The following is a 21,235-nucleotide window of genomic DNA, read 5'->3' on the forward strand; positions in this document are numbered from 1 at the left end:
TGGCGGCTTGATACGCCGAGCAAGATTTACCGCAGGGCAAACCAGCGCTCAACATACAAAGCGGCCATTTCAGACGACGGAAGCGGCTTTTCTCCAGCAGACAGCAGAAAAAAGTCAGGCCGCCCTGTTGGGCGGCCCGGTGTTCAAACTTGGGTCAAGCGTCGCTCTTGGAACCGTCGCCTTTGGCAATCTCGGCCTTGACCGGTTCACCCTTGACGCGCACTTCGGCGATCAGGCTGCGCAGCGCCTTGACCTTGACGCCATCGGCGATTTCGACTTCCAGTTCCTTATCGTCAGTGACCTTGGTCACTTTGCCGATCAGGCCGCCGCCCAGAACCACCTGGTCGCCGCGGCGAATGGCCGACAGCGTTGCTTCCCGCTTCTTCAGCTGGTTGCGCTGCGGGCGGATCAGCAGGAAATACCAGATCACCATCAAGGGTGCGAAAAGCAGCAGCATTTCAAACCCGGACCCCATCCCGCCAGCGGCAGGTGCTGCATCCTGAGCGAATGCCTGTGTTATGAACATGAGAAACTCCTTCGGAACCGGGGCAGCAAAGATCCTGTCCCCCCTGTTTTGCCGCCGGAATATAGGAATACCCCAAGGGAATGCAACAGAAACAGCGGCTTTGCGTACCGAATCCCCGGTCAATACACTTTCGAACCCTGTATGACCATGGTAGCGCAACGATCACAGGCGGTCTTGAACCACTTTTCATGCATGAACGGAGGCAAAACATGTCCGATACGCTGGCTGATCTGCTGCGGGAAGTGACCCGTCTCGCCAATGCCATGGAACGGCTGGCCGGTCCCGCCCCTGCGCTCAACGACTGGAGCGAAGCCGACTGCTTCGTCTGGCATCCGGCAAACCAGCATCTGCAACCGGTACCGAGACCCAACCGCGTCGCACTCGGCCTGATCAGGGGTGTCGATCGGGTGCGCGACATCCTGCATGAAAACACCGAACGGTTCGCGCTCGGCTTTGCCGCCAACAATGTGCTGCTGTGGGGGGCGCGCGGCATGGGCAAATCCTCGCTGGTCAAGGCGGTGCATGCCGATATCGTAAAGGCCACCGGCGTGCGGCTGAAACTGGTGGAAGTCCACCGCGAAGACATCGCCTCCCTGCCCTTGCTGATGGACCTGCTGAAAAACAGCGATGAGCGGGTGCTGCTGTTTTGCGACGATCTTTCTTTCGACCATGACGATACAGCCTATAAATCGCTGAAAGCGGCATTGGATGGCGGCATCGAGGGTCGTCCGGACAATGTGCTGTTTTACGCCACCTCCAACCGCCGCCACCTCCTGCCCCGGCATATGATGGAAAACGAGCAATCAACCGCCATCAACCCGTCGGAAGCGGTGGAGGAAAAGGTCTCGCTCTCCGACCGGTTCGGCCTTTGGCTCGGCTTTCATAAATGCAGTCAGGATGACTATCTGGCGATGATCGACGGCTATGCCGCGCATTTCAAGCTGCCGCTGCCGCCTGAGCAATTGCATGCCGAAGCTCTGGAATGGGCCACAACACGTGGCGCACGCTCCGGGCGAGTCGCCTGGCAGTATATCCAGGATCTGGCCGGGCGGTTGCGGGTCGAGATCGGACGGTAGGCCTTCCCGCCATATCGCAAGCCCATTATGAAGAAAGGCCCGGATTGCTCCGAGCCTTTCTCAACTTTCCTGAAACGCACTACCTTATTCAAGAAAAACTCTCGCGAAGCGACACCTATTCCAGGAAGCCCATCGGGTTGACCGGGGTCGCATCCTTGCGCACTTCGAAATGCAGGGTCGGCTGGCTGGCATTACCGCTCATGCCCGATGTCGCTACCTGCTGGCCACGCTGCACCTTCTGGCCGCGCTGAACGGAAATGGCATCGGCGTGGCCGTAAACAGTCACAGTGCCGTCGTCATGGCGAACAAGCACGGTGTTGCCGAGTTCTTTCAGGCCATTGCCAGCGTAGATGACCACGCCGTTTTCAGCGGCCTTGATCGGCGTACCGGTTGGCACGGAAATATCGATACCGTCATTGCGCTTGCCAGCGACATTGGCACCAAACGGAGCCACCACCGCGCCACGCACCGGCCAACGATATTTGCCGATGCCAGTTGCATCCGGAGCCTTGTCGCCTGGATCGGCGGAGGCAACATCGGTGACCGACTTGGTCGGCGCAGCTGGCGGCGGAGCCGCAGCCGTCACCTTGGGCGCTTCAGGCTTGGTATTGGCAGGTGCCGTGCTGACAGGTGTCGCGGCCAGCTTTTGATCGGCCTGGGGCAGTTCAAGCGTCTGACCGACACGGACACCCTGGGTGCCGAGATGGTTTGCCTGCTTCAGGGCCGCAACGGAAACACCGTTTTCGCGGGCAATCTTGGCAATCGAATCGCCCGACTTGACCACATAGGTGCCAGCGGCTGGCGGCGTCTTGCCGGTGCCCGCGGCATTGGTGGTGTTGTTTGCGGCAATATCAGTCTTGACCTTATCGCGCAGCTTCGGATTGGTCGGCAATACCGCGACCTTTTCTTCCTGGCGCGGCGTTGGCCCGGGAGACTGACCTGGAGGCAACAGCGTGCCTTCGGCAGCCGCAGCCCTGGTCGGCGTATTGCGCGAACCGAAGGTCGGAATGAGGATAGACTGACCTGGACGTGCAGCCCCTGCCGTCGAAAGACCATTGGCCTTGACGATTTCCTTTTCCGGCACCCCGTAACGCTGCGACAGGGTGGCAAGGCTTTCGCCCGGCTTCAGAACGACGCGGGGTGCATTGACCGTGCTCCATCCATTGGCACCCTGGCCACTGGCGCCAGCGCCAGCCGCCGGGCCGGGCTTTGCCGGCTGCGGCAGGGTGTTGGTGGACAAGCCATCGCCGTCCTCCAAGGCTGCCGACTGGTGAGTGGCAGCCGGGAATGGCTGGGCCGAGGCTGTCTGGCGGCGCGAAGAAATCGGGCCTGTCGATGCGGTGGAACCGGATGGCGGCGCAAGCTCGGCCTTCTGAACGGACACAGCCGACGAAGCCCGCCGCGCTGGCGAATAGGTCTGCTGGGCCGGATAGGGCTGCGTCATCGCCTGCTGGCGATTGCCATAACCGCCACCCGTCGACGCGCTGGGGCCGGACGGCGCATAGGAACCGCCATTATCGACATCGGCTTGCGGCACCGGCGCATTGTCCAATCCGGTGATCTGGCCGCCGGTCGAGGCGGTCGTCATCGTATCGGTTTTGGAAAACAGGCCGGAAAAGCGGCTTGAATCGGAACTGCAACCAGTCGCGACGCTCGCCATCAGGCCAACCCAGAGAATCTGGGCAACAGGCATGCCGGATTTATAAGACTGACTCTGACGCATGATACAACCCACTGACGACGCAACCATTTGTGAGTTTATTAAAGCGCGTTAGTGTTACCGGGCGGTTAACCGCGTGGAATCCTTATCAACATTCCGCAAAAAATCGCAGGAAAACCGGGGCCTGCGTGGCTGGAAACCCTTCTGTGCCGGGGTTTTACAAAAAAGCCATTAACCATAAAAATTAAGGGCGCTGAGCCAAGCACCGCCAAACCGTCCAATTCTGGTAATTTTAGGGGATGCAAAGCTTCCAATTAAAGGAAGGCAGCGACATTTGGAGTCAAAGGAAGATAGGGAACCTCGAACAGGTCTTCCCGCTCAAACCGGCTACCGGTGCGGGTCAGCCGCACCATGACGCAACGATTTTCATCCAAAATGAGTGGAGCCAGCAGCACACCGTTATGGACCAATTGCTCGGTAAAGACTTTTGGCATTGACGGAAACGCAGCTGTCGCGATGATTCGGTCGAATGTGCCCTCACCCGGCAAGCCCAAGCTACCATCCCCATGGCGGATAATCGCATTGCGGACTGACAATTGCTCCAGACGCGCCTGCGCATCGGTTACCAGCGTCTTATAGCGCTCCACCGAGACGACACGTTCGCTAAGACGCGCCAGAACAGCAGTCATGAACCCGCTGCCGGTACCGACCTCCATCACCCGCTGGCCGGGCTTGACGCGCAGTCGCTCGATCAGCCGTACGGCAAGATCGGCCCCTTCCATGAACGCACCACATTCAAGCGGGATCGTCTGGCGGGAATAGGCGTGCTCGGCCAGATGATGGGCGACGAATCGCGAGCGGGGCGTCTGTTCCACTGCCGTCAGCAGGTTGATGTCAGAAATCCCCTCGGAGCGCAGCCGTAGCACCAAGGCGGCAAAGCCCTCTTTTTCAAGCATTGCGGATTTCAAGACCCTACCTCCGGGTTCAGCGCGGCGGCGATGACATCCTGAACCGCGTAATCGGTCAGGTCCAGCTTCAGCGGCGTGACCGAAATACGGTTATCGCGCAGCGTGCTGATATCGGTCCCGGCGCGGAAATTGCCCTTGCGGTCGCCGAATCGCAGCCAGAAATAAGGAAGTCCGCGCCCATCCAGCCGCTCTTCGACGCTGAGCCCAAAGTCGAGCTTGCCCTGCGAGGTGACATCGACGCCCGCAACCTCGCGCGGTTCGCAATTGGGAAAATTAAGATTGAGGAACGTGCCGGGCGGCAGGTCGGCATGCATCAGTTTAGCAATCAGCGCTGGCGCATGCGTTTCAGCCACATCCCAGGGAATGGAATGACCAGCCACGTAGCTATAGGCCTGGCTAAGCGCAAACGATCGCACCCCATGCACCGTACCTTCGATTGCCCCAGCCACCGTGCCGGAATAGGTGACATCGTCAGCAAGGTTCGCCCCGGCATTGACACCTGACAATACGAGATCCGGCTTGCCGGGCAGCACTTTGCGGATGGCCATGATGACGCAATCGGTCGGCGTTCCCCGCAGCGCAAAGCGTTTCTCGCCAAGCTGCCGCAGCCGCAACGGCTCCGACAGGGTCAGCGAATGGGCGAGCCCGCTCTGGTCAGTTTCCGGCGCAACAATCCACACATCGTCGGAGAGCGTCCGGGCGATTCGTTCCAGAACGGCCATGCCGTCTGCATGAATGCCGTCGTCATTGGTCAGCAGAATCCGCATTGGTCCTCGTCAAGACGTTTCCGAAGCCGGAATTAGCTGGCTTTTTCAATTCTCGTCAGACCGCCCATATAGGGCAACAAGACATCAGGCACAGTGATCGAGCCATCTTCGTTGAGATAGTTCTCCATGACTGCGATCAGGCATCGGCCAACTGCGGTGCCAGAACCGTTAAGCGTGTGGACGAATGTGGTGCCTTTGCCATCCTTGTTGCGGTAGCGGGCATTCATCCGCCGCCCCTGGAAATCACCACAGACCGAGCATGAGGAGATTTCACGGAACGTGTTCTGTCCCGGCAGCCAAACTTCCAGATCGTAGGTCTTGGCGGCACCGAACCCCATATCCCCGGTGCAAAGCGTCATGGTGCGGAAATGCAGGTCGAGGCGCTTCAGCACTTCTTCAGCGCAGGCCGTCATCCGCTCATGTTCCGCCAAGGAGCTCTGCGCATCGGTGATCGACACCAGTTCGCATTTCCAGAACTGATGCTGGCGCAGCATGCCGCGCGTGTCACGTCCAGCCGACCCTGCTTCCGAGCGGAAGGACGGCGTCAAGGCAGTAAAGCGCAGCGGCAGTTTTTCCTGGTCGAGAATTTCGCCCGAAACCAGATTGGTCAGCGTCACCTCAGCCGTCGGGATCAGCCAGCGGCCATCGGTGGTCTTGAACAGTTCCTCAGAAAATTTCGGCAATTGGCCGGTGCCATACATCGCTTCATCGCGCACCATCAACGGCGAGGAGACTTCCGTATAGCCATGTTCGCTGGTGTGAAGATCGATCATGAACTGACCGAGCGCCCGCTCCAGCCGTGCCAAAGGCCCGGTCAGGACGGTAAACCGTGCGCCAGAAAGCTTGGCAGCCCGGTCGAAATCCATATAGCCCAGCGCTTCGCCGATTTCTGGATGCTCGATGGCCTTGTGGTTCCAGCCCGGCTTCTGGCCAACAACACGTGCCACGACATTATCGTGTTCATCCGCACCGACAGGCACGTCATCCAGCGGAATATTGGGAATGCGCGACAGGGCATCGGTCAGTTCCGCGCTCAGGCGGCGCTCGTCTTCTTCGGCAGCAGGCAGGGTGTCTTTCAGCGAGGCAACTTCGGCCTTCAGCTCTTCGGCCAGCGCCATATCCTTCTGCGCCATAGCCGCGCCAATTTCCTTGGACGCGGAATTACGACGCGACTGCATGTCCTGCATGGACTGGACAACGGCCCGGCGCTGTTCATCAAGCGTGATCAGACTCTGCGACAGCGGCTCTGCCCCGCGCTTTGCCAGAGCCTGATCGAGAAGCTCAGGGTTTTCACGAATCCATTTTATATCAAGCATCGTCGTTCCAAATATGTAAGCGGGCCAAGTCTTTAAAGCGGGCCAAATATGTAACCGGCCAGATTTTGACGCAGGCTATTTCACCTCGGTGGAGGTGCTGGCTTCGGTCGCGGCCTTCTTCAACCGTTCCCGTTCCACCAGCTTTGCGGCATAGATCGAGACTTCGTAGAGAAGGATGGTGGGCAGTGCAAGACCGATCTGGGACATCGGATCGGGCGGGGTTAGCACTGCCGCAACGATGAAGGCGATAACGATGAAATACTTCCGCTTTTCGGCCAGCCACTTGCTATCGATGATCCCGACCCGGGCCAGAAGCGTGGTCACCACAGGCAATTGAAACACAAGTCCGAAGGCAAAGACCAGCGACATGATCAGGCTGAGATATTCCGAGACTTTCGGCATCAGCGAAATCGCCACATCTCCCTCCCCTGGCGCCTGCTGCATGGCCAGGAAGAACCACATCACCATCGGGGTAAAGAAGAAATAGACCAGCGCCGCCCCCATCAGGAACAGGACCGGAGAGGCGACCAGGAAGGGCAGGAAGGCCTGACGCTCGTTTTTATAAAGGCCCGGCGCGACGAATTTATAGATCTGCGCGGCAATCACCGGAAAGGCGATGACCATGGCAGAAAACATCGCCACCTTGACCTGGGTGAAGAAAAACTCCTGCGGCGCCGTATAGATCAGCTCCGCCTTGCTGACATCCAGATGCGCCCAGATCACCGCCCATTTATAGGGGATGACCAGAAGATTGAACAAATGCTTGGCGAAGAAAAAGCAGACAATGAAGGCCAGGAAAAACGCACCCAGCGACCAGATCAGCCGCGTCCTCAGCTCTATCAAATGCTCGATCAGCGGCTGCGGCTTGTCCTCGATGTCGTCGCTCATGCTTCACCCTTGGTGATGTCTTCCGCTCGGGGCTCAGGCTGGCTGGCCATCGTTTCACCAGGGACTGTCTTCTTCCTGGATGCGGTTTTCTTTTTCAATTCTGGCACAGCAGCCGTCTCCGGCAGACCCTTTGCCGCTACTGGCCGTTTGGTGCGCGTCGTCTTCGACGGCGCACCCTTATCCGATACAGCAATGTCAGCATCAACAGAGGCTTGCGTGACAGGCGCGGTGACGGCTGCTGGCTTCAGATTTTTGACTGGCTTGGAAACAGCCTTGGCTTTTACGGCTTTTGCCACCTTAGGCGACGACACTTCAGACGTCAGCACGTCAGGCGCTGCGACGTCCGACTTCGGCTTACGCACCCGTTTTACCGGTGCTTTTTCCACTGGGGTAGCAGTTTCGGCGGCTTTGACAACCGGTGCCGCCACGGGTGCGGCAGCAGCCGAACCCGGCAATTGTGGCTTTGCCAGGGTATCACCCAGCGGTGCCAGCGGCGGAAGATCTTCCGCCGTCATCGGCCGGGCCGGTTCATCCGCCAGTGGCAGGCGGCTACTGTCATCTTCAGGGAAATGATCCACCTGTGTCGAGCGCTGGAGATCGGATCTGATATCGGCACCCATCTGCCGCAGCGGGTTGATTGCCTCGCGGAGCGCGTTGGCCGGGTTCAGCCGTTGGGCATCATCGATCGTGCGGCGCACATCGTCCATGTCGGCTTCGCGCAGCGCTTCGTCAAACTGGGCGCGAAACTCGCCCGCTGTCTTGCGCAGTCGCGTTGTCATCTTGCCGAAGGCCCGCAGCATGGGCGGCAAGTCTTTCGGACCGACCACAACGATCAGCACGACCGCGATGACCAGCAATTCGCTCCAGCCAATGTCAAGCATTCTTCAGTCTCCTGAAGCCGTCGGCCAAGCGGCGACCCATTCCAGAAACAGACCGGCGCCATTGGCACCGGCCTCATTCAGTTTCACACATCGTTATTTGTGATCGTCGCCCCGATGGTCCACGGTCTTCGACTGATCGGCAGGCTTAGGCGTCCCGTCAGGGGCCGTATCGTCATCCGACATGCCCTTCTTGAAGCTCTTGATACCCTTGGCAACGTCACCCATCAGTTCGGGGATCTTGCCACGGCCAAACAACAACAGCACAATCGCCAGAACGATCAGCCAATGCCACATACTGAAAGAACCCATGGTCCCCACTCCTTATTGATCGGTCATACCGATGTAAGATGTTTGTGCATCTTTTTCAAATTACAAAATCTTTTACCTGCTTGGCATGGGAAATGACTGGAGGCAAGACACCGCCGCCGCCCCATCAACAGTCCCGCAGATTTTCGTGGGCATTTCTACTGCCCAAGTTCAGCAACAGATTACGCATCACGGGCATCGGCGGGCGCCAGCAGGCCCAGTTCCTCAAGATCAAGCTGAGTAATAGGGTCCTCATCCTCACCAAGCGCATCGCCATCCATCGGCATCGGCACATGGAAATTCGCAGGGATTCGGCCCGTCAGCAGTCCCGCCCCTTTCAATTCCTCCATGCCCGGTAGATCGCGCAATTCCTCCAGCCCGAAATGATCGAGAAAATCGCGCGTGGTGCCGAAGGTCACGGGCCGGCCCGGCGTGCGGCGGCGACCGCGAAACCGCACCCATCCAGCCTCCAGCAACACGTCGATCGTGCCTTTGGAGGTCTGCACGCCTCTGATATCCTCGATTTCGGCCCGCGTGACCGGCTGGTGATAGGCAATGATCGCCAGCACTTCCAGCGCCGCCCGCGATAGTTTGCGCACCTCGTTGTCTTCACGGCGAATGGCAAAGGCCAGATCGGCAGCGGTGCGAAATGCCCAATGCCCATCAACCCGCACCAGATTGACGCCGCGTGGCGCATAATCGACCTGGAGCGCCTTCATCAGCCCGCCAATATCGGTGCCGCGTGGCAGGCGTTCAGCCAGAAAACCTTCCGATACCGGTTCTGCCGAGGCAAACACCAATGCCTCAACGATGCGCAAGGCCTCGCGCTCCCGTATGGTCGCAAGCCCGCCTGCCCCATCCTTGGCGTCAGCCTCATCTGGATTATTGCCGTCCGTCATCGCCATCAGAGGCCACCATCGGCATGCGGCACCAACATGCCCGCCGCATCCCGGCCCTTGCCACCCCGCATATAGATCGGCTCGAAAGCGCCAGCCTGGCGAATTTCCAGCTTGCCTTCCCGCACCAGTTCCAGCGAAGCAGCAAAGGCACTGGCAATTGCCGTGATCCGCTCCGTGGGATCGGCCAGATATTGCAGCAGATAGGCGTCCAGCGCCGTCCAATCGCTAATTTCTCCAATCATCCGGTTCAACAGCGTGCGCGCATCGACCAGCGACCAGACCGTGCGCCGTTCGATGGTGACCTGCGTATAGGCCTGGCGCTGGCGCAGATTGGCGTAGGCCGATAGCAGGTCGTAGAGACTAGCCTCAAAGGCCGAGTTCACCCGATCCGGTACATGTTCGGGTGCGCCGCGCTGGAAGATATCGCGGCCCAACCGGTTGCGGTTGACGAGCTTTCCAGCCGCATCGCGCATCGCTTCCAGCCTTTTCAACCGGAAGGCCAGTGCAGCGGCCATTTCCTCACCGGATGGCTCATCGTCCTTGGCTTGCTGCGGGATCAGCAACCGCGATTTCAGATAGGCAAGCCAGGCTGCCATGACAAGGTAATCGGCGGCAAGCTCGATGCGGATGCTGCGGGCCTCTTCGACGAACAGCAGATATTGTTCAGCCAGCGCCAGAACCGAAATCCGCGACAGATCGACCTTCTGATTGCGGGCCAGAAACAGCAACAGATCCAGAGGGCCTTCAAAGCCAGCGACGTCGATGACCAGAGACGGATCATCACTGGCCCGCTCAATCGCCGCATCACCCTGCCACAGCTTCTCCATCGGCGTGGCGGTGCCGCCCTTCACGCCGGAGGCTGGAGTGTGTGCGGCAGGCTCTGCCATCACGCCACCGCCATCAGAGAGGCAAATTCCTCACGGATAGCCTGTTCGTCGGCGCCGTCGTTACCGCCGAAAGCCGCCTCAACGGCCTTTACCCGCGCAAGCGCTGCCCCGGAAAGCCAAGGAGCGCGCTCCGCAACCTGCACCATTTCCTCCATAATGCCATGGCAATGCAGCAGAACATCGTTGCCAGCGGCAACCACAGCCGCGGCCCGCTCGGAAATTGTCCCCTTCAGGGCATTCATCGACAGATCGTCATTCATCAGCAGCCCCTGGAACCCGATCAGTCCCCGGATCACCTCCTCCACGACAATGGATGAGGTCGAGGCCGTATAATCTGGGTCATAGGCAGAATAGACCACATGCGCGGTCATCGCCATCAATTCACCGTTGAGACGCCGGAAAGGCGGAAAATCATGCGCTTCCAGCTCGGCCCGAGAGGCCGTGACCACCGGCAATTCATGATGAGAATCGGCCATGCCCCGGCCATGACCGGGAATATGCTTGACCGTCGGCAGCACACCGCCTGCCTTCAACCCCGCCGCCGCCGCCTCGCCCAGCGCTCCAACCGTTTCCGGATCGAAACCATAGGCGCGGTTGCCAATCACATTACTGGCCCCTTCGACCGGCACATCCACCACCGGCAGGCAATCGACATTGATGCCGTAGCGCAAAAGGTCAAAGGCATGCAGCCGCGACATCAGCCAGGCGGCACGAATCCCCTTCTCCTTGTCCTGACGGTAAAGCGTGCCGATCTCCGCACCCGATGGATAGCGCGGACACATCGGCTCGCGGATACGCTGAACGCGCCCGCCCTCCTGATCGATCAGCACAGGCGCATTGCGTCCGCCAACCGTATCGCGCATCTGCGCAACCAGATCACTGATCTGCGCACCATCAAGGCAATTGCGCCCGAACAGAATGAAGCCCCAGGGCTGGTGCTCTCTAAAGAACGCCTGCTCATCGGGGGTCAGAACCGGGCCGGAACAGCCCAAAATCATAGCTTTTGCGTGGGTCATGGGCTGAACAATAGTCCAGCTTTGCGAAAAGCCGAGGGCAAAGCGCCGATCATGCACAGGAATCCACGAAAAAAGCAGCAGAAAGGGCGCTATTCCCTGGAGAATAGCGCCCTGAAACGAGGTCACATTCAATCAAAGGGAACCCTAACAGGCTCCCCTACACCTTTAGCGCACCACCATGCAATTTCCGCCAGCGCCGCGATAACGTTCGCAAAGCGACACAGCTTCATCCTTGCTGCCAGCCGGGATACGAACACGGTAGTAGGTGCCCTTGCCCGGAATATCGGCGGCCTTGATGTCGACGCCCCGGCCACCGATCACACTGCCGAATTTAGCCGACAGGTTCTTGTAGCTTTTCTGCGCATCGGCTTCGCTTGGCAGCGAAGAGATCTGAACCAGATAACCGCCGGAGCTGACAGCCGTGCTGGCTGACGCAGGAGATGCCGAAACAGGCGTGGCAGCAGGCGTTGGGCTCTTGGGAGCTGCCGCAGCCGTCTGCACGGGTGCCGCTGCCGGTCTGTTGCGTGGAACCGGCATATTGGGAGCTGGAACACCGGCATTATCCTGCGCCGCATCCGGTGCAGCCGTCGCCGTATCCGCCGTTGCCATCGCCTGTTCCACGCTCTGCGGAGCCGTCGAGCCAGGCTGAGCCGCCGCTGGCTGAGGAGCGCCACCTTGTGCGGCCGATGGCTGGGAAGCCGCAGGCTGTTGGGCAGTGGTTTCCTGCGCCACCAGCGAGCCGTCTGGCCGCACGATCATGGTTTTCACCTTGCGGGGGGAAAGGCTCTGCTGGTCGCCCTGCTTGGCGGGATCGCCCGACTGGCCATTCTGGCCCGTCTGTGGCGCATCGCCGCTCATCCCAGCATTGTCAGCTTCTGATTCCTGTTCCAACGGCAGATTGTCAGGCTCCAGCGTGCGCTGGGCAACATCCACCGGCTCTTCCTGCGAAGAGATCAGGCTCTTTTGCTGAGGCTGGTCAGGAGTGGAACCAGACACGCGGTCATAGACCGCCTTGTTCTGGTTCGGAACGGACTTGCCACCGGGATCGGCAGGCACAACCTTGACCGGCCCCTTGTCAGCCATCACCACTTTCGGTTCGCTGGAGCTGAACGTTTCGCCCCCACTGGTCTTCATCCAGGCATAGACCCCGCCACCGCCAACCAGCACGACCACCGCTGCGGCAGCCATCGCCACCCAACGGCGCGAACCGCGCGGCTCTTCGTAATCGTCATAATCCTCCGCTTCCAAGGGCATCGGTACAGGCCCGCCGGGCTTGGCTCCGAAACTATGGGGACCATCAAGGCTCTTGCGGAAATCTTCCTCCAGTGCCTTTTCGAACACGTCGAAATCATCACTGGGCATATTCTTGACCTGTTCGGCCAAGGGCGGCATGGGCGCGACAGGCGCAGCAACAGCCGCTGCGGCCACGGCCTGCACGGGCTTTGGTGGCGCAGATGCCGAGCGGGGCTCGACCGTCTGGTCGAGCAATGTTGCCAGTTCGGAATCGATATCGAAATCGTAATCCTGCCGATAGGTGGGAGGCGCGGTATCTTCCACCGGCGGCAAATCAGGAACATCCAGATGTGCGACAGCTTCCAGGTGTTCGTCCTGATCGGAAATTTCTGCGGCATCAAACGGCAGCGGAACGGGTTCACTCACATGCTGCGGCTCCGGTTCAGAAATGGGCGCTGTCGCCTGAACAGGTGCGGCTTCTGCTGGCCGGGACGGCTGATGCGTGGCGGGAGCGGAAACGACGGAGGCCACCGGCTGCGGCTGCCTCTGCTCTGTCACCGGTGGCGCGGACTCGGCCTCCAGCTCGGAAAGATCGAGTTCGATATCTTCCAGATCGAAATCAAAATCGCCGCCAAAAGGATCGGCCTCCTGCTGGGCTAGCGATGCTTCGTCTTGGATTTCGGACTGATGGTCATGACGCTGATGGTCAGGGCGTGGGGACGCTGCCTGCGGTTCGAATTGAGGCTCTTGCACCGAATAGGTGGAAGCCGCGACGGGCCGAGCTTCTACCTCTTCATTGTGGGCCAGGGCTTCGAAAAAGCTCGGAACCTCCCGCGATGGCGGGGCAAGCGGCGCACCTGCGAAAACCGAATGGGCAACAGGCTGGAAAAGCGGCGGTTCGAGGCGCTCCTGCGTGGGCGTTGCCGATGCTGGTGATCGCGATGCTTCAGGGCTGAACCCAAAATCGAAATCCTGTTCCATTTCTGGAGCATCCGGCTCCGGGTGAACAACAGGAGGGGCTAGATCAACCGGTGCAGGCTCCATCACCGGCTCATGCCGTTGACGGGTATACTCTTCGTGCCGAGCCGCACTGGAGCGCGAGGCGCCAGCGCTCACCGGATTGAAATTGGCAAGCGGAAGACGATGACGCCCATAGCCTTCGGTTGGATCAGCTCCGCCGGAACGCGCCGAAGGCGGTTCTACCGCCACATCGCCGACCGACCACTCAAGTTCATCTGCAAGGGATATGTCCGAAGCAGGAGCCTCGTTGCCACCGAAGGACACTGGCTCTCGCACCGATATCGGTTGGGAATATCCCGCTGAAGGCTGAGGCGCGCTGGCATAGGCAGGCGCATCGACATAACCATCGAGATCCTGAAGCAGCTCGTCCTGCAAATTGACCTGATCCTGCGCTGGCGAATGCCGGTGCGGCTCTGGTGCCACAGGCTGGTTCATGGGCGGGTCACGACGCGCCACTGGCGCATCGTAGCCGACGAGACGGGCCAGCTCTGCCAACGGATCGTCGTCCGCAAACGCATTGCTTGCTGGATCCCTGCTATATGCAGCCTGTTTTTGCACCATAACCCTACACTTCCACTCGCTACGCGACCATCGGTTTGCCAGCGCAATGTGGGTAATTGGTGACGATACTATCGCATCTCTTGCGGAGCATCCGTGCCGGTAATGGCCAGTCCGGACTGCAACACAGAAGCGACAGCATGCACCAGCCCAAGTCTGGCAAGACTTGATTGTCGGTTTTTATCGTTAACAAATCGTAATTCCGGCTGATCCTTGCCCTTATTCCAGTGAGCATGGAACGAACTAGCCAGATCGTAAAGATAAAATGCGATGCGATGCGGTTCCATTGACTGGGCCGAAGCTTCAATGATTCGTGGGTATTCCGCAAGCTTGGCAATCAATTGTACTTCGCTCGGCTCGGTAATACCGGCCACGGCTGCCCCCAGAACATCAGGCGAAAGATCAATATCGCCGAAGGCTTCACGCGCCTGCCGGAAGATCGACATGCAACGGGCATGGGCATATTGCACGTAGAAGACCGGATTGTCCTTGGACTGCTCCGTCACTTTGGCAAAGTCGAAGTCCAATGTTTCGCTGCTCTTGCGGTAAAGCATCATGAAGCGCACCGAATCACGGCCGACTTCCTCGACCACGTCGCGCAAGGTCACGAAATCGCCCGACCGCTTCGACATCTTGACAGGCTCGCCATCCCGATAAAGCTTAACGAGCTGGCAGAGCAACACCGTCAACTTGGCCTTGCCCTCGGACACAGCCTTGGCCACCGCCTCCAGACGCTTGACATAGCCGCCATGGTCAGCGCCCAGAACATAGATCATCCGGTCGAAACCGCGATCATACTTATCCTTGAAATAGGCGACGTCGGCGGCAAAATAGGTGTAGCTGCCATCGGACTTGATCAGTGGGCGGTCTATATCGTCACCAACTTCGGTTGAACGGAACAGCGTCTGCTCACGATCTTCCCAATCTTCAGGCAGTTGTCCCTTCGGCGGCGGCAGCGTACCGCGATAGACATGACCCTTGAAGGTCAGGTCATTGATCGCGGTGCGGATCGCGGCGGCCCCATTGGCATGCAATTGCCGCTCCGAGTAAAACAGGTCGTGATGCACATTAAGGGCTGCGAGATCCTCACGGATCATCACCATCATCGCATCGATGGCGCGATCCTTGACGATATCCATCCATTGCTCTTCCGGCATGTTGTGCAGACGCACGCCATATTCCTTGGCCAGCGCCTCACCGACCGGGATCAGATAATCGCCAGGATAAAGGCCAGCCGGGATCTCGCCGACAGTTTCGCCCAACGCTTCGCGGTAGCGCAGAAAAACGGAACGGGCCAGCACGTCAATCTGCGATCCGGCATCGTTGATGTAATATTCCTTGGTGACGCCATAACCCGCAAAGGCCAACAGATTGGCCAGCGCATCGCCCACCACCGCACCCCGGCAATGGCCGACATGCATCGGCCCCGTCGGATTGGCTGAGACATATTCGACATTGACCTTGCGGCCAGCGCCGGTTTGCGAGCGGCCGAAATCCGTGCCTTCAGCAATCACATTGGCCAGCAGCCGCTGCCAGTAGGCAACGGACAAGCGGATATTCAGGAAGCCGGGACCGGCCACGGAAACCTCGGCAATATCCGCATCTTCCTTGAGCTTTTCGCCGATCAAGTCCGCGAGCACCCTTGGGCTGACACCCAGCGGCTTGGCCAGAACCATCGCCGCATTGGTTGCGGCATCGCCGTGGCTTGCATCGCGCGGGGGCTCCACAACAATCCGATCGAACGACAGTTCGCTTCGCTTTTCCTTCACAAGATCAAGGGTTTCCAGCGCAGTTTTGATTCGATTTTCGAAATCGGCGAACAGGTTCATGAGGATCAATCCAGACAGATGCAGGTCGAGGCCAGCCCAACAGGCGGCGTTTCGCCCGCTGCCTAGCGCAAATCGGGTGTATGGTCAAACAGCTGCCGGTGAACACGCACCGCATAAGTATCGGTCATCCCAGCCAGAAAATCGCCGACATGACGGGCCTTGGCAGGCGTTTCCAGTCCTGCCGTGTGTTCCACCCAATAGTCGCTGCGCATCAGGGTCGGATCGGCCATATAGGCCTTGAACAGATCCGTGACGATCTGGGCCGCGCCAGCGCGAATACGCATGATATCGGGATGGCGGTAGATTTTCGAAAACAGCAGCTTCTTGATCTGCCGGTCGGTCTCGGCCATTCCTTCCGAAAAGGTGATCACCGTTTCGCCTGCCTGACGAATATCGTCTGCCGACATTGGGCGAATCCGCGCCAGCCGCTCCTGCGCCACCGCAATCACATCCTCGACCATCCGGGTAATCTGGCGCCGCATGATTTCATGGGTAAAACGGTCGGCCTCCAGATTGGGATAACGGTCACGCACATCGCGCATCAGACCGGCCAGGAACGGCACATCCTCCAGCATATCAAACGTCAGATAGCCGGAGCGCAGGCCATCGTCGATGTCATGGGTGTTATAGGCAATGTCGTCGGCGACTGCAGCGGCCTGGGCTTCAAGGCTGGCATGGCTGGCAATATCGAGATCCTGCATCTGGCAATATTCTGTTATCGGCAAAGGCACCGGTCCGCGCGTCCCCTCGCCGTCCGCATTCATCAGCGGCCCATTGTGCTTGACGAGGCCCTCCAGCGCTTCCCAGGTCAGGTTAAGACCGTCGAATTCGGCGTAGCGACGTTCCAATTTGGTGACGATCCGCAGCGATTGGGCATTGTGATCGAAGCCACCATAGGGTTCCAGCAATTCGTGCAGCGCATCCTCGCCGGTATGGCCAAACGGTGTGTGGCCGAAATCATGCACCAGAGCCACGCCCTCAGCCAGATCCTCGTCAATGCGGAAGGCGCGGGCCAGCGCCCGGGCAATTTGCGCCACCTCAATCGTGTGGGTCAGCCGGGTGCGGTAATGGTCACTGTCGGGGCCAATGAAGACCTGGGTTTTGTGCTTGAGGCGGCGAAAAGCCGTGGTATGAACGATACGGTCGCGGTCGCGCTGGAAATCGGACCGGGTCAGGCTGCCGCCTTCCGGATAGAGGCGCCCACGCGAATTCCAGGGATCTGCAGCAAAAATCGCCCGTTCTCCAACACCGAATCCCAATGCATTTCTATCGATTGTCATGCCTGCTCTTCATCCTGCCCATTGACGCTTTCGCCTATGGTTCATACCTATAGGAAAATCCCGTGCAAGGCACCGGCTTCCTCTTTATAATGACCTAACTTCCTGCCAATTTTTGCTGCTTCGCCGCGAAGTTGACAGGAAAAAATAGACAAACCCCAGGTTTCTACGGGCCTTGAACCCGTCAGGAGGCAAAAATGACCACGCAGACAGTGACAGTTTCGGAAAACGCGGCCAAGCGTATCGCCAAAATCGTCTCCGCCGAACAGGACAAGCATGCTCTGCGCGTCTCTGTCGAAGGCGGCGGCTGTTCTGGCTTCTCCTATAAATTCGACCTGGACCAAGGCCCGCAGGATGGCGATCTGGTGATTGAGCGCGACGGCGCCACGCTGCTAATTGATCCGATATCACTGGTCTACATGGCCGGGTCTGAAATCGATTTTGTGGATAACCTGATGGGCCAGTCCTTCCAGATCACCAATCCCAATGCCGTGGCCAGCTGTGGTTGTGGCACCAGCTTTGCCATGTGAGGCTTTTGTGGGTTCGGTATAATTCTCCGTGGCAAACGGCAGGCTTTCCGTTAGAACCGGGCCCTGAACCAAGGGAAACGTGCCGATGAAAATTGCCACCTGGAACATCAATGGCGTGAAAGCCCGCCTTGCCAATCTCTGTCAATGGCTTGAAAGCTCATCGCCAGACATCGTCTGCCTCCAAGAAATCAAATCCGTCGATGAAGGCTTTCCACGCGCCGAGATCGAGGCCTTGGGTTATCATGTCGAAACCCATGGCCAGAAGGGGTTCAACGGCGTCGCGCTTCTTTCAAAAATCAGGCCGGACGAGGTCAATCGCGGCCTGCCCGGCGATGAGGCTGATGAACAGGCGCGCTTTATCGAGGGTGTATTTTCGGTAACCGATGGTGTGTTGCGGGTCTGCTCGCTTTACCTGCCCAACGGCAATCCCTCCGACGATCCGGTGAAATACCCCTACAAGCTGGCCTGGATGGCCCGGCTGCAACGCTTTGCAGCAGATCGGCTTGCCTTGGAAGAACCGCTTATCTTGGCAGGTGACTATAATGTCATTCCGCATCCGCATGATTGCTTCGACCCGGCGGTCTGGGCCAATGACGCTCTGTTCCTGCCGCAAACCCGCGCCGCCTTCCAGTCCCTCGAAAATCTGGGACTGACCGATGCTGTCCGTGCCACGACGGATGCGACGAGGCTTTACTCGTTCTGGGATTATCAGGCTGGTGCCTGGCAGAAGAACAACGGCATTCGCATCGATCACCTTCTGCTCTCGGCAGAAGCCACCGACCGGCTTGTCTCAACCGAGATAGAAAAGCATGTGCGCAGCTGGGAAAAGCCCTCCGACCATGTGCCGGTTATCGGGCATTTCAATTTCGTCGCAGCATAAGAGGATGTAGCAGGGTAGCCGCTCAGGGCTGCTCCTGCACCTGCGGCACGAGCGCCACGGCAACGCGGCGATCCTTTTCATCGGCAAGCGAAAAGGCGCGCTCCTGGAGATCCTCGATCCACGGACAATCCTTCGGCGCGCATTTATCAAGCGCTGCCGTCAGGAAAGCGAGCCCACGGGCCGCCTGTCCTTCTTCGAAAATCACATCGCCAAACAGCGCCATGGCGCCAGCATGGCCGTTCTTGCGAGCAAGGTTAAGCCATTTCTTGGCCTGCTGGACGTTGCGTTTGCCGCCCTCGCCCGCCAGGAGCATTTTCGCCAGCTCGAACTGGGCTTCCGGGAAACCAAAGGCGGACGCCGCTTGAAAATAAAGTTGCCGGGCCTGGACCAGATCCGATTTGACCGGGCTGCCGGCAATGCCCTGCTGGTAATAGCTGGCAAGCGAGATCAGCGCATTGACGAAATAGACCGTGTCTTCTGACCCCGGCTCCACGCCCTGATTGGCGATTTCTGAATAAATCTTGAAGGCCTCATAGTCGTTTTTAACGACGCCATCGCCATCGGCATACATATTGGCCAATGCCCAGCGCGATCCGGTGTGACCTTTTTCAGCCGCATAACGATAGGCTTCAACGGCATCCTGCGTCTTGCCGCTCTTTTGAGCGTTGAAGCCGAACTTGAACAAATCGAAGGGACCGGACTCCCTGGAGACACCAGCCTTGAAGTCGAATGCATGGGCACAGCCCGTATAAAACAGATTGCCGAGCGCCAAAGACAGCAGCAGAAAGGCTGAAGACTGTCCGATTGTCCGCCCCTGATTACCGTAAACCTTAAACATTTCCACGACCAAAGGCCCTTCTACGCACAAGCGAAGGATTTACGACAGCGCCAGAGCCAACAACGTCCGCAGCCGGGTACAGATCCAAATCCCATAAAGAACGCAACCAGATTGAAATCCGGTAAATTATTCTTCGCGTCCCCTCTATTTTCCCCAACATAAAGTGCCTTTCGGGCGAGAAAGCGGCCTGAGACCTGAAACTGCGGCCGGTATACTGCTCCACGCCTTTTGCTGTGTCGAATAAGTCGGAGCCTCCTGAAAAACCGAGGTTTTTCCTCCGAACCCATCTTCTTTCGACCAAGCAAGCGCAGGGATTGCACACCCGGAACTTCGCAACGATCTTGTGCTGCGCTCTCTTTGTGGCGGGAAATAGACATTTTAGCACTGAGAAGATTACGACCGAGAGGATATAAAATATGTTGCAAAGAAAGCACAGAATGGACAGCCCAAGCACAGAAAATCAGCCATAGGCCGGGCGACGCATCCACCTGTCGAGACCTCTCTACAGGGCCGTGCGCCATATTTAGCGGACACAGGTTCACTATCGCTCCGCAGCTCTCAAGGGCGACATCAGGCATGACGAGGGGACGAGGGGTAAGCACGCTGAAAAGCCTGGGTCGGCTCCGTCGAGACTCCATTAAAGAAATGGCACGGTCGCTCATTTGAGAGCAACCGTGCCATTTCATGGAGTCATGAACAGATATCAGAACTTGATCTGATAAGAGCTACCGATGGCATAGGCCCAATCTCCATTAGCGGTTGCATCATAGGATGCACCCTTGGAATAGCTTTGGCTCCCGGCGGTGAGATAACTGACCCCCGCGCCAACACGCAGATCGCCTGGGCCAAGCTTGATCTCGGTTCCCACACCCAACGTCCAGGTGTCGGTCATGATATCGGCGCCATTGCCTACACCCTTGTCCCAGGTGATATTGACGGTACCGGAAACGCGATCGTTAAACTTGTGGCCAATGCCCGCCTGGATGGTCCAGCCATCCTTCCAGAAAAAATCGTCCCGCTGATCGCCAAGGCCGGTAATATTGTAGTTGAGCGTTTGCAAAACGCTCCAGTCCGTCCACTTGACAGAGCCATAGGCAAGCCAACCGGGCGCAATACCGCTTTGCAGGCTCAACTTGAGTGATTGCGGCAAGGTGCCATAACCATAGGCAGAAACGGCACCAGTGCCCAGCAGCGCCGACAGGGCACGCGGCGTAAAGTCACCATCGGCCTCTTCCTTGATCTGCGAACGATACATCAACTGGGCACGCATCGCATATTCGGGAATGTCATAGCCCACGCCCAGGCGATATCCGACAGACGAATTATCCTTCAGGTGCAGCGTTCCATAATAAGAATCGGCCGTGTAATCGAAATCCTGGAAGAAACCGCCACCCAACACATAGAGCTTGCCAGGACCAACATCGAACCGCACGGCGCACGTGCCGCCATATTCATTGGTGGTGAAATGCTTCTTGGTGTAATAGTTGAAATTGCCTGAAGCCGCCCCGGCCAACTGGTCGGCACGACGTGCGTCCGTTCCATAGGTGGAGGATGCGCCGAACGGCTGGGTATAGGTAAAGGCGCAGCCCAACGCATCGAAAATCTGGACCTTGGCGGCAACACTGGGAATCCAGTAACTGTCACTAAAACTACCGTCAGATGATTTCGATCCGCCCACCGTGTCGTATTTACGCTCCGGCGAGACGAAGACAGCGCCAGCGCGAGCCTTGACTTTACCATCCTCGTAAAGAATGTCGGTATCGGCCTCGCCTCGGGAAAAGCCGCCCGCCATTGCCGCCGTGCTGGAAAGCGCCGCCGCGACCAAAGCCAGAACGCCACGCGTAATTTGTTTTTTTGACATGTCCCCTCCAAACATTGGA

18 protein-coding genes and 1 pseudogene are annotated in these 21,235 nt (G+C 58.5%); 3 read left to right on the forward strand and 16 right to left on the reverse strand.

From position 1 onward, the window contains the following. Positions 1-154: 154 nt before the first annotated feature. Entirely contained in the window at positions 155-526 is a 372-nt protein-coding gene (gene yajC, locus ASB66_RS14665; protein WP_060716774.1) for a preprotein translocase subunit YajC, read from the reverse strand. 209 nt (positions 527-735) lie between these two features. On the opposite strand from yajC, the gene ASB66_RS14670 reads away from it, so the two are divergent. After that, positions 736-1,602 (forward strand): ATP-binding protein, encoded by an 867-nt coding sequence (locus tag ASB66_RS14670; RefSeq protein ID WP_060716775.1) that lies wholly within the window; start codon positions 736-738, stop codon positions 1,600-1,602. 115 nt (positions 1,603-1,717) lie between these two features. Here ASB66_RS14670 and ASB66_RS14675 read toward each other — a convergent pair whose 3' ends face one another. The 13 genes and pseudogenes from ASB66_RS14675 to ASB66_RS14735 all read right to left on the reverse strand — a co-directional run bounded on the left by ASB66_RS14675 (position 1,718) and on the right by ASB66_RS14735 (position 17,110). Continuing rightward, positions 1,718-3,352, reverse strand: coding sequence for a LysM peptidoglycan-binding domain-containing M23 family metallopeptidase (locus ASB66_RS14675; protein WP_114386627.1), 1,635 nt, complete (start codon positions 3,350-3,352; stop codon positions 1,718-1,720). 224 nt (positions 3,353-3,576) lie between these two features. Then, positions 3,577-4,230, reverse strand: coding sequence for a protein-L-isoaspartate(D-aspartate) O-methyltransferase (locus ASB66_RS14680; protein WP_060716777.1), 654 nt, complete (start codon positions 4,228-4,230; stop codon positions 3,577-3,579). Beyond that, entirely contained in the window at positions 4,227-4,997 is a 771-nt protein-coding gene (gene surE, locus ASB66_RS14685) for a 5'/3'-nucleotidase SurE (protein WP_060716778.1), read from the reverse strand. Before surE ends, ASB66_RS14680 begins: the two co-directional genes overlap by 4 nt. 32 nt (positions 4,998-5,029) lie before the next feature. Then, positions 5,030-6,313 (reverse strand): serine--tRNA ligase, encoded by a 1,284-nt coding sequence (gene serS / locus ASB66_RS14690; RefSeq protein WP_060716779.1) that lies wholly within the window; start codon positions 6,311-6,313, stop codon positions 5,030-5,032. Between the two features lie 75 nt (positions 6,314-6,388). Continuing rightward, the gene (gene tatC / locus ASB66_RS14695; protein WP_060716780.1) at positions 6,389-7,201 is read right to left on the reverse strand and encodes a twin-arginine translocase subunit TatC; all 813 of its coding nucleotides are present in this window, start codon (positions 7,199-7,201) and stop codon (positions 6,389-6,391) included. Positions 7,202-7,548: 347 nt separating this feature from the next. After that, positions 7,549-8,082 (reverse strand): annotated as a pseudogene (gene tatB / locus ASB66_RS27130) (Sec-independent protein translocase protein TatB); the annotation flags it as partial. A 93-nt stretch (positions 8,083-8,175) separates the two neighbouring features. Then, a complete protein-coding gene (locus ASB66_RS14705; protein WP_060716781.1) occupies positions 8,176-8,391 on the reverse strand; it encodes a twin-arginine translocase TatA/TatE family subunit in 216 nt (71 codons plus the stop codon). Between the two features lie 179 nt (positions 8,392-8,570). Beyond that, entirely contained in the window at positions 8,571-9,287 is a 717-nt protein-coding gene (gene scpB / locus ASB66_RS14710) for an SMC-Scp complex subunit ScpB (RefSeq protein ID WP_060716801.1), read from the reverse strand. Positions 9,288-9,292: 5 nt separating this feature from the next. Beyond that, positions 9,293-10,174: a segregation and condensation protein A gene (locus ASB66_RS14715; RefSeq protein ID WP_060716782.1), complete on the reverse strand. Its 882-nt coding sequence runs from the start codon at positions 10,172-10,174 to the stop codon at positions 9,293-9,295. Continuing rightward, positions 10,174-11,190 (reverse strand): beta-N-acetylhexosaminidase, encoded by a 1,017-nt coding sequence (gene nagZ / locus ASB66_RS14720; RefSeq protein ID WP_060716802.1) that lies wholly within the window; start codon positions 11,188-11,190, stop codon positions 10,174-10,176. The genes ASB66_RS14715 and nagZ overlap by 1 nt, the downstream gene beginning before the upstream one ends. A 165-nt stretch (positions 11,191-11,355) precedes the next feature. Next, positions 11,356-13,938 carry an SPOR domain-containing protein gene (locus tag ASB66_RS14725; protein WP_158544215.1) on the reverse strand — a complete coding sequence of 861 codons (2,583 nt, stop codon included), beginning with the start codon at positions 13,936-13,938 and terminating at the stop codon, positions 11,356-11,358. 134 nt (positions 13,939-14,072) lie between these two features. Next, complete coding sequence (gene argS / locus ASB66_RS14730; RefSeq protein ID WP_060716784.1) at positions 14,073-15,830, reverse strand: arginine--tRNA ligase; 1,758 nt, start codon at positions 15,828-15,830, stop codon at positions 14,073-14,075. 62 nt (positions 15,831-15,892) lie between these two features. Next, positions 15,893-17,110, reverse strand: coding sequence for a deoxyguanosinetriphosphate triphosphohydrolase (locus ASB66_RS14735; RefSeq protein WP_060716785.1), 1,218 nt, complete (start codon positions 17,108-17,110; stop codon positions 15,893-15,895). 194 nt (positions 17,111-17,304) lie between these two features. Between ASB66_RS14735 and erpA the strand changes: the two genes are divergently transcribed. Together erpA and xth are read left to right on the forward strand one after the other, a co-directional pair. Continuing rightward, on the forward strand, positions 17,305-17,637 hold the full coding sequence (gene erpA / locus ASB66_RS14740) for an iron-sulfur cluster insertion protein ErpA (protein WP_060716786.1): 333 nt from the start codon (positions 17,305-17,307) through the stop codon (positions 17,635-17,637). Between the two features lie 85 nt (positions 17,638-17,722). Next, positions 17,723-18,517 (forward strand): exodeoxyribonuclease III, encoded by a 795-nt coding sequence (xth, locus tag ASB66_RS14745; protein WP_060716787.1) that lies wholly within the window; start codon positions 17,723-17,725, stop codon positions 18,515-18,517. Between the two features lie 22 nt (positions 18,518-18,539). On the opposite strand, the gene exoR is transcribed toward xth, so the two are convergent. Beyond that, positions 18,540-19,355, reverse strand: a complete 816-nt coding sequence (gene exoR / locus ASB66_RS14750) for an exopolysaccharide production regulator ExoR (RefSeq protein ID WP_060716803.1) — start codon at positions 19,353-19,355, stop codon at positions 18,540-18,542. Positions 19,356-20,058: 703 nt separating this feature from the next. Next, positions 20,059-21,216 (reverse strand): OmpP1/FadL family transporter, encoded by a 1,158-nt coding sequence (locus ASB66_RS14755; protein WP_060716788.1) that lies wholly within the window; start codon positions 21,214-21,216, stop codon positions 20,059-20,061. Between the last annotated feature and the right edge of the window lie 19 nt (positions 21,217-21,235).

This window comes from Gillisella vitis (assembly GCF_001541345.2).
Classification (GTDB): Bacteria; Pseudomonadota; Alphaproteobacteria; order Rhizobiales; family Rhizobiaceae; genus Allorhizobium; species Allorhizobium vitis.

What these genes read in the sequence shown, in the direction of transcription:
- yajC (WP_060716774.1), bottom strand. Translation starts at nt 526, where the DNA reads ATGTTCATAACACAGGCATTCGCTCAGGATGCAGCACCTGCCGCTGGC.
- ASB66_RS14670 (WP_060716775.1), top strand. Translation starts at nt 736, where the DNA reads ATGTCCGATACGCTGGCTGATCTGCTGCGGGAAGTGACCCGTCTCGCC.
- ASB66_RS14675 (WP_114386627.1), bottom strand. Translation starts at nt 3,352, where the DNA reads ATGGTTGCGTCGTCAGTGGGTTGTATCATGCGTCAGAGTCAGTCTTAT.
- surE (WP_060716778.1), bottom strand. Translation starts at nt 4,997, where the DNA reads ATGCGGATTCTGCTGACCAATGACGACGGCATTCATGCAGACGGCATG.
- serS (WP_060716779.1), bottom strand. Translation starts at nt 6,313, where the DNA reads ATGCTTGATATAAAATGGATTCGTGAAAACCCTGAGCTTCTCGATCAG.
- tatC (WP_060716780.1), bottom strand. Translation starts at nt 7,201, where the DNA reads ATGAGCGACGACATCGAGGACAAGCCGCAGCCGCTGATCGAGCATTTG.
- ASB66_RS14705 (WP_060716781.1), bottom strand. Translation starts at nt 8,391, where the DNA reads ATGGGTTCTTTCAGTATGTGGCATTGGCTGATCGTTCTGGCGATTGTG.
- scpB (WP_060716801.1), bottom strand. Translation starts at nt 9,287, where the DNA reads ATGACGGACGGCAATAATCCAGATGAGGCTGACGCCAAGGATGGGGCA.
- ASB66_RS14715 (WP_060716782.1), bottom strand. Translation starts at nt 10,174, where the DNA reads ATGGCAGAGCCTGCCGCACACACTCCAGCCTCCGGCGTGAAGGGCGGC.
- nagZ (WP_060716802.1), bottom strand. Translation starts at nt 11,190, where the DNA reads ATGACCCACGCAAAAGCTATGATTTTGGGCTGTTCCGGCCCGGTTCTG.
- argS (WP_060716784.1), bottom strand. Translation starts at nt 15,830, where the DNA reads ATGAACCTGTTCGCCGATTTCGAAAATCGAATCAAAACTGCGCTGGAA.
- ASB66_RS14735 (WP_060716785.1), bottom strand. Translation starts at nt 17,110, where the DNA reads ATGACAATCGATAGAAATGCATTGGGATTCGGTGTTGGAGAACGGGCG.
- erpA (WP_060716786.1), top strand. Translation starts at nt 17,305, where the DNA reads ATGACCACGCAGACAGTGACAGTTTCGGAAAACGCGGCCAAGCGTATC.
- xth (WP_060716787.1), top strand. Translation starts at nt 17,723, where the DNA reads ATGAAAATTGCCACCTGGAACATCAATGGCGTGAAAGCCCGCCTTGCC.
- exoR (WP_060716803.1), bottom strand. Translation starts at nt 19,355, where the DNA reads ATGTTTAAGGTTTACGGTAATCAGGGGCGGACAATCGGACAGTCTTCA.
- ASB66_RS14755 (WP_060716788.1), bottom strand. Translation starts at nt 21,216, where the DNA reads ATGTCAAAAAAACAAATTACGCGTGGCGTTCTGGCTTTGGTCGCGGCG.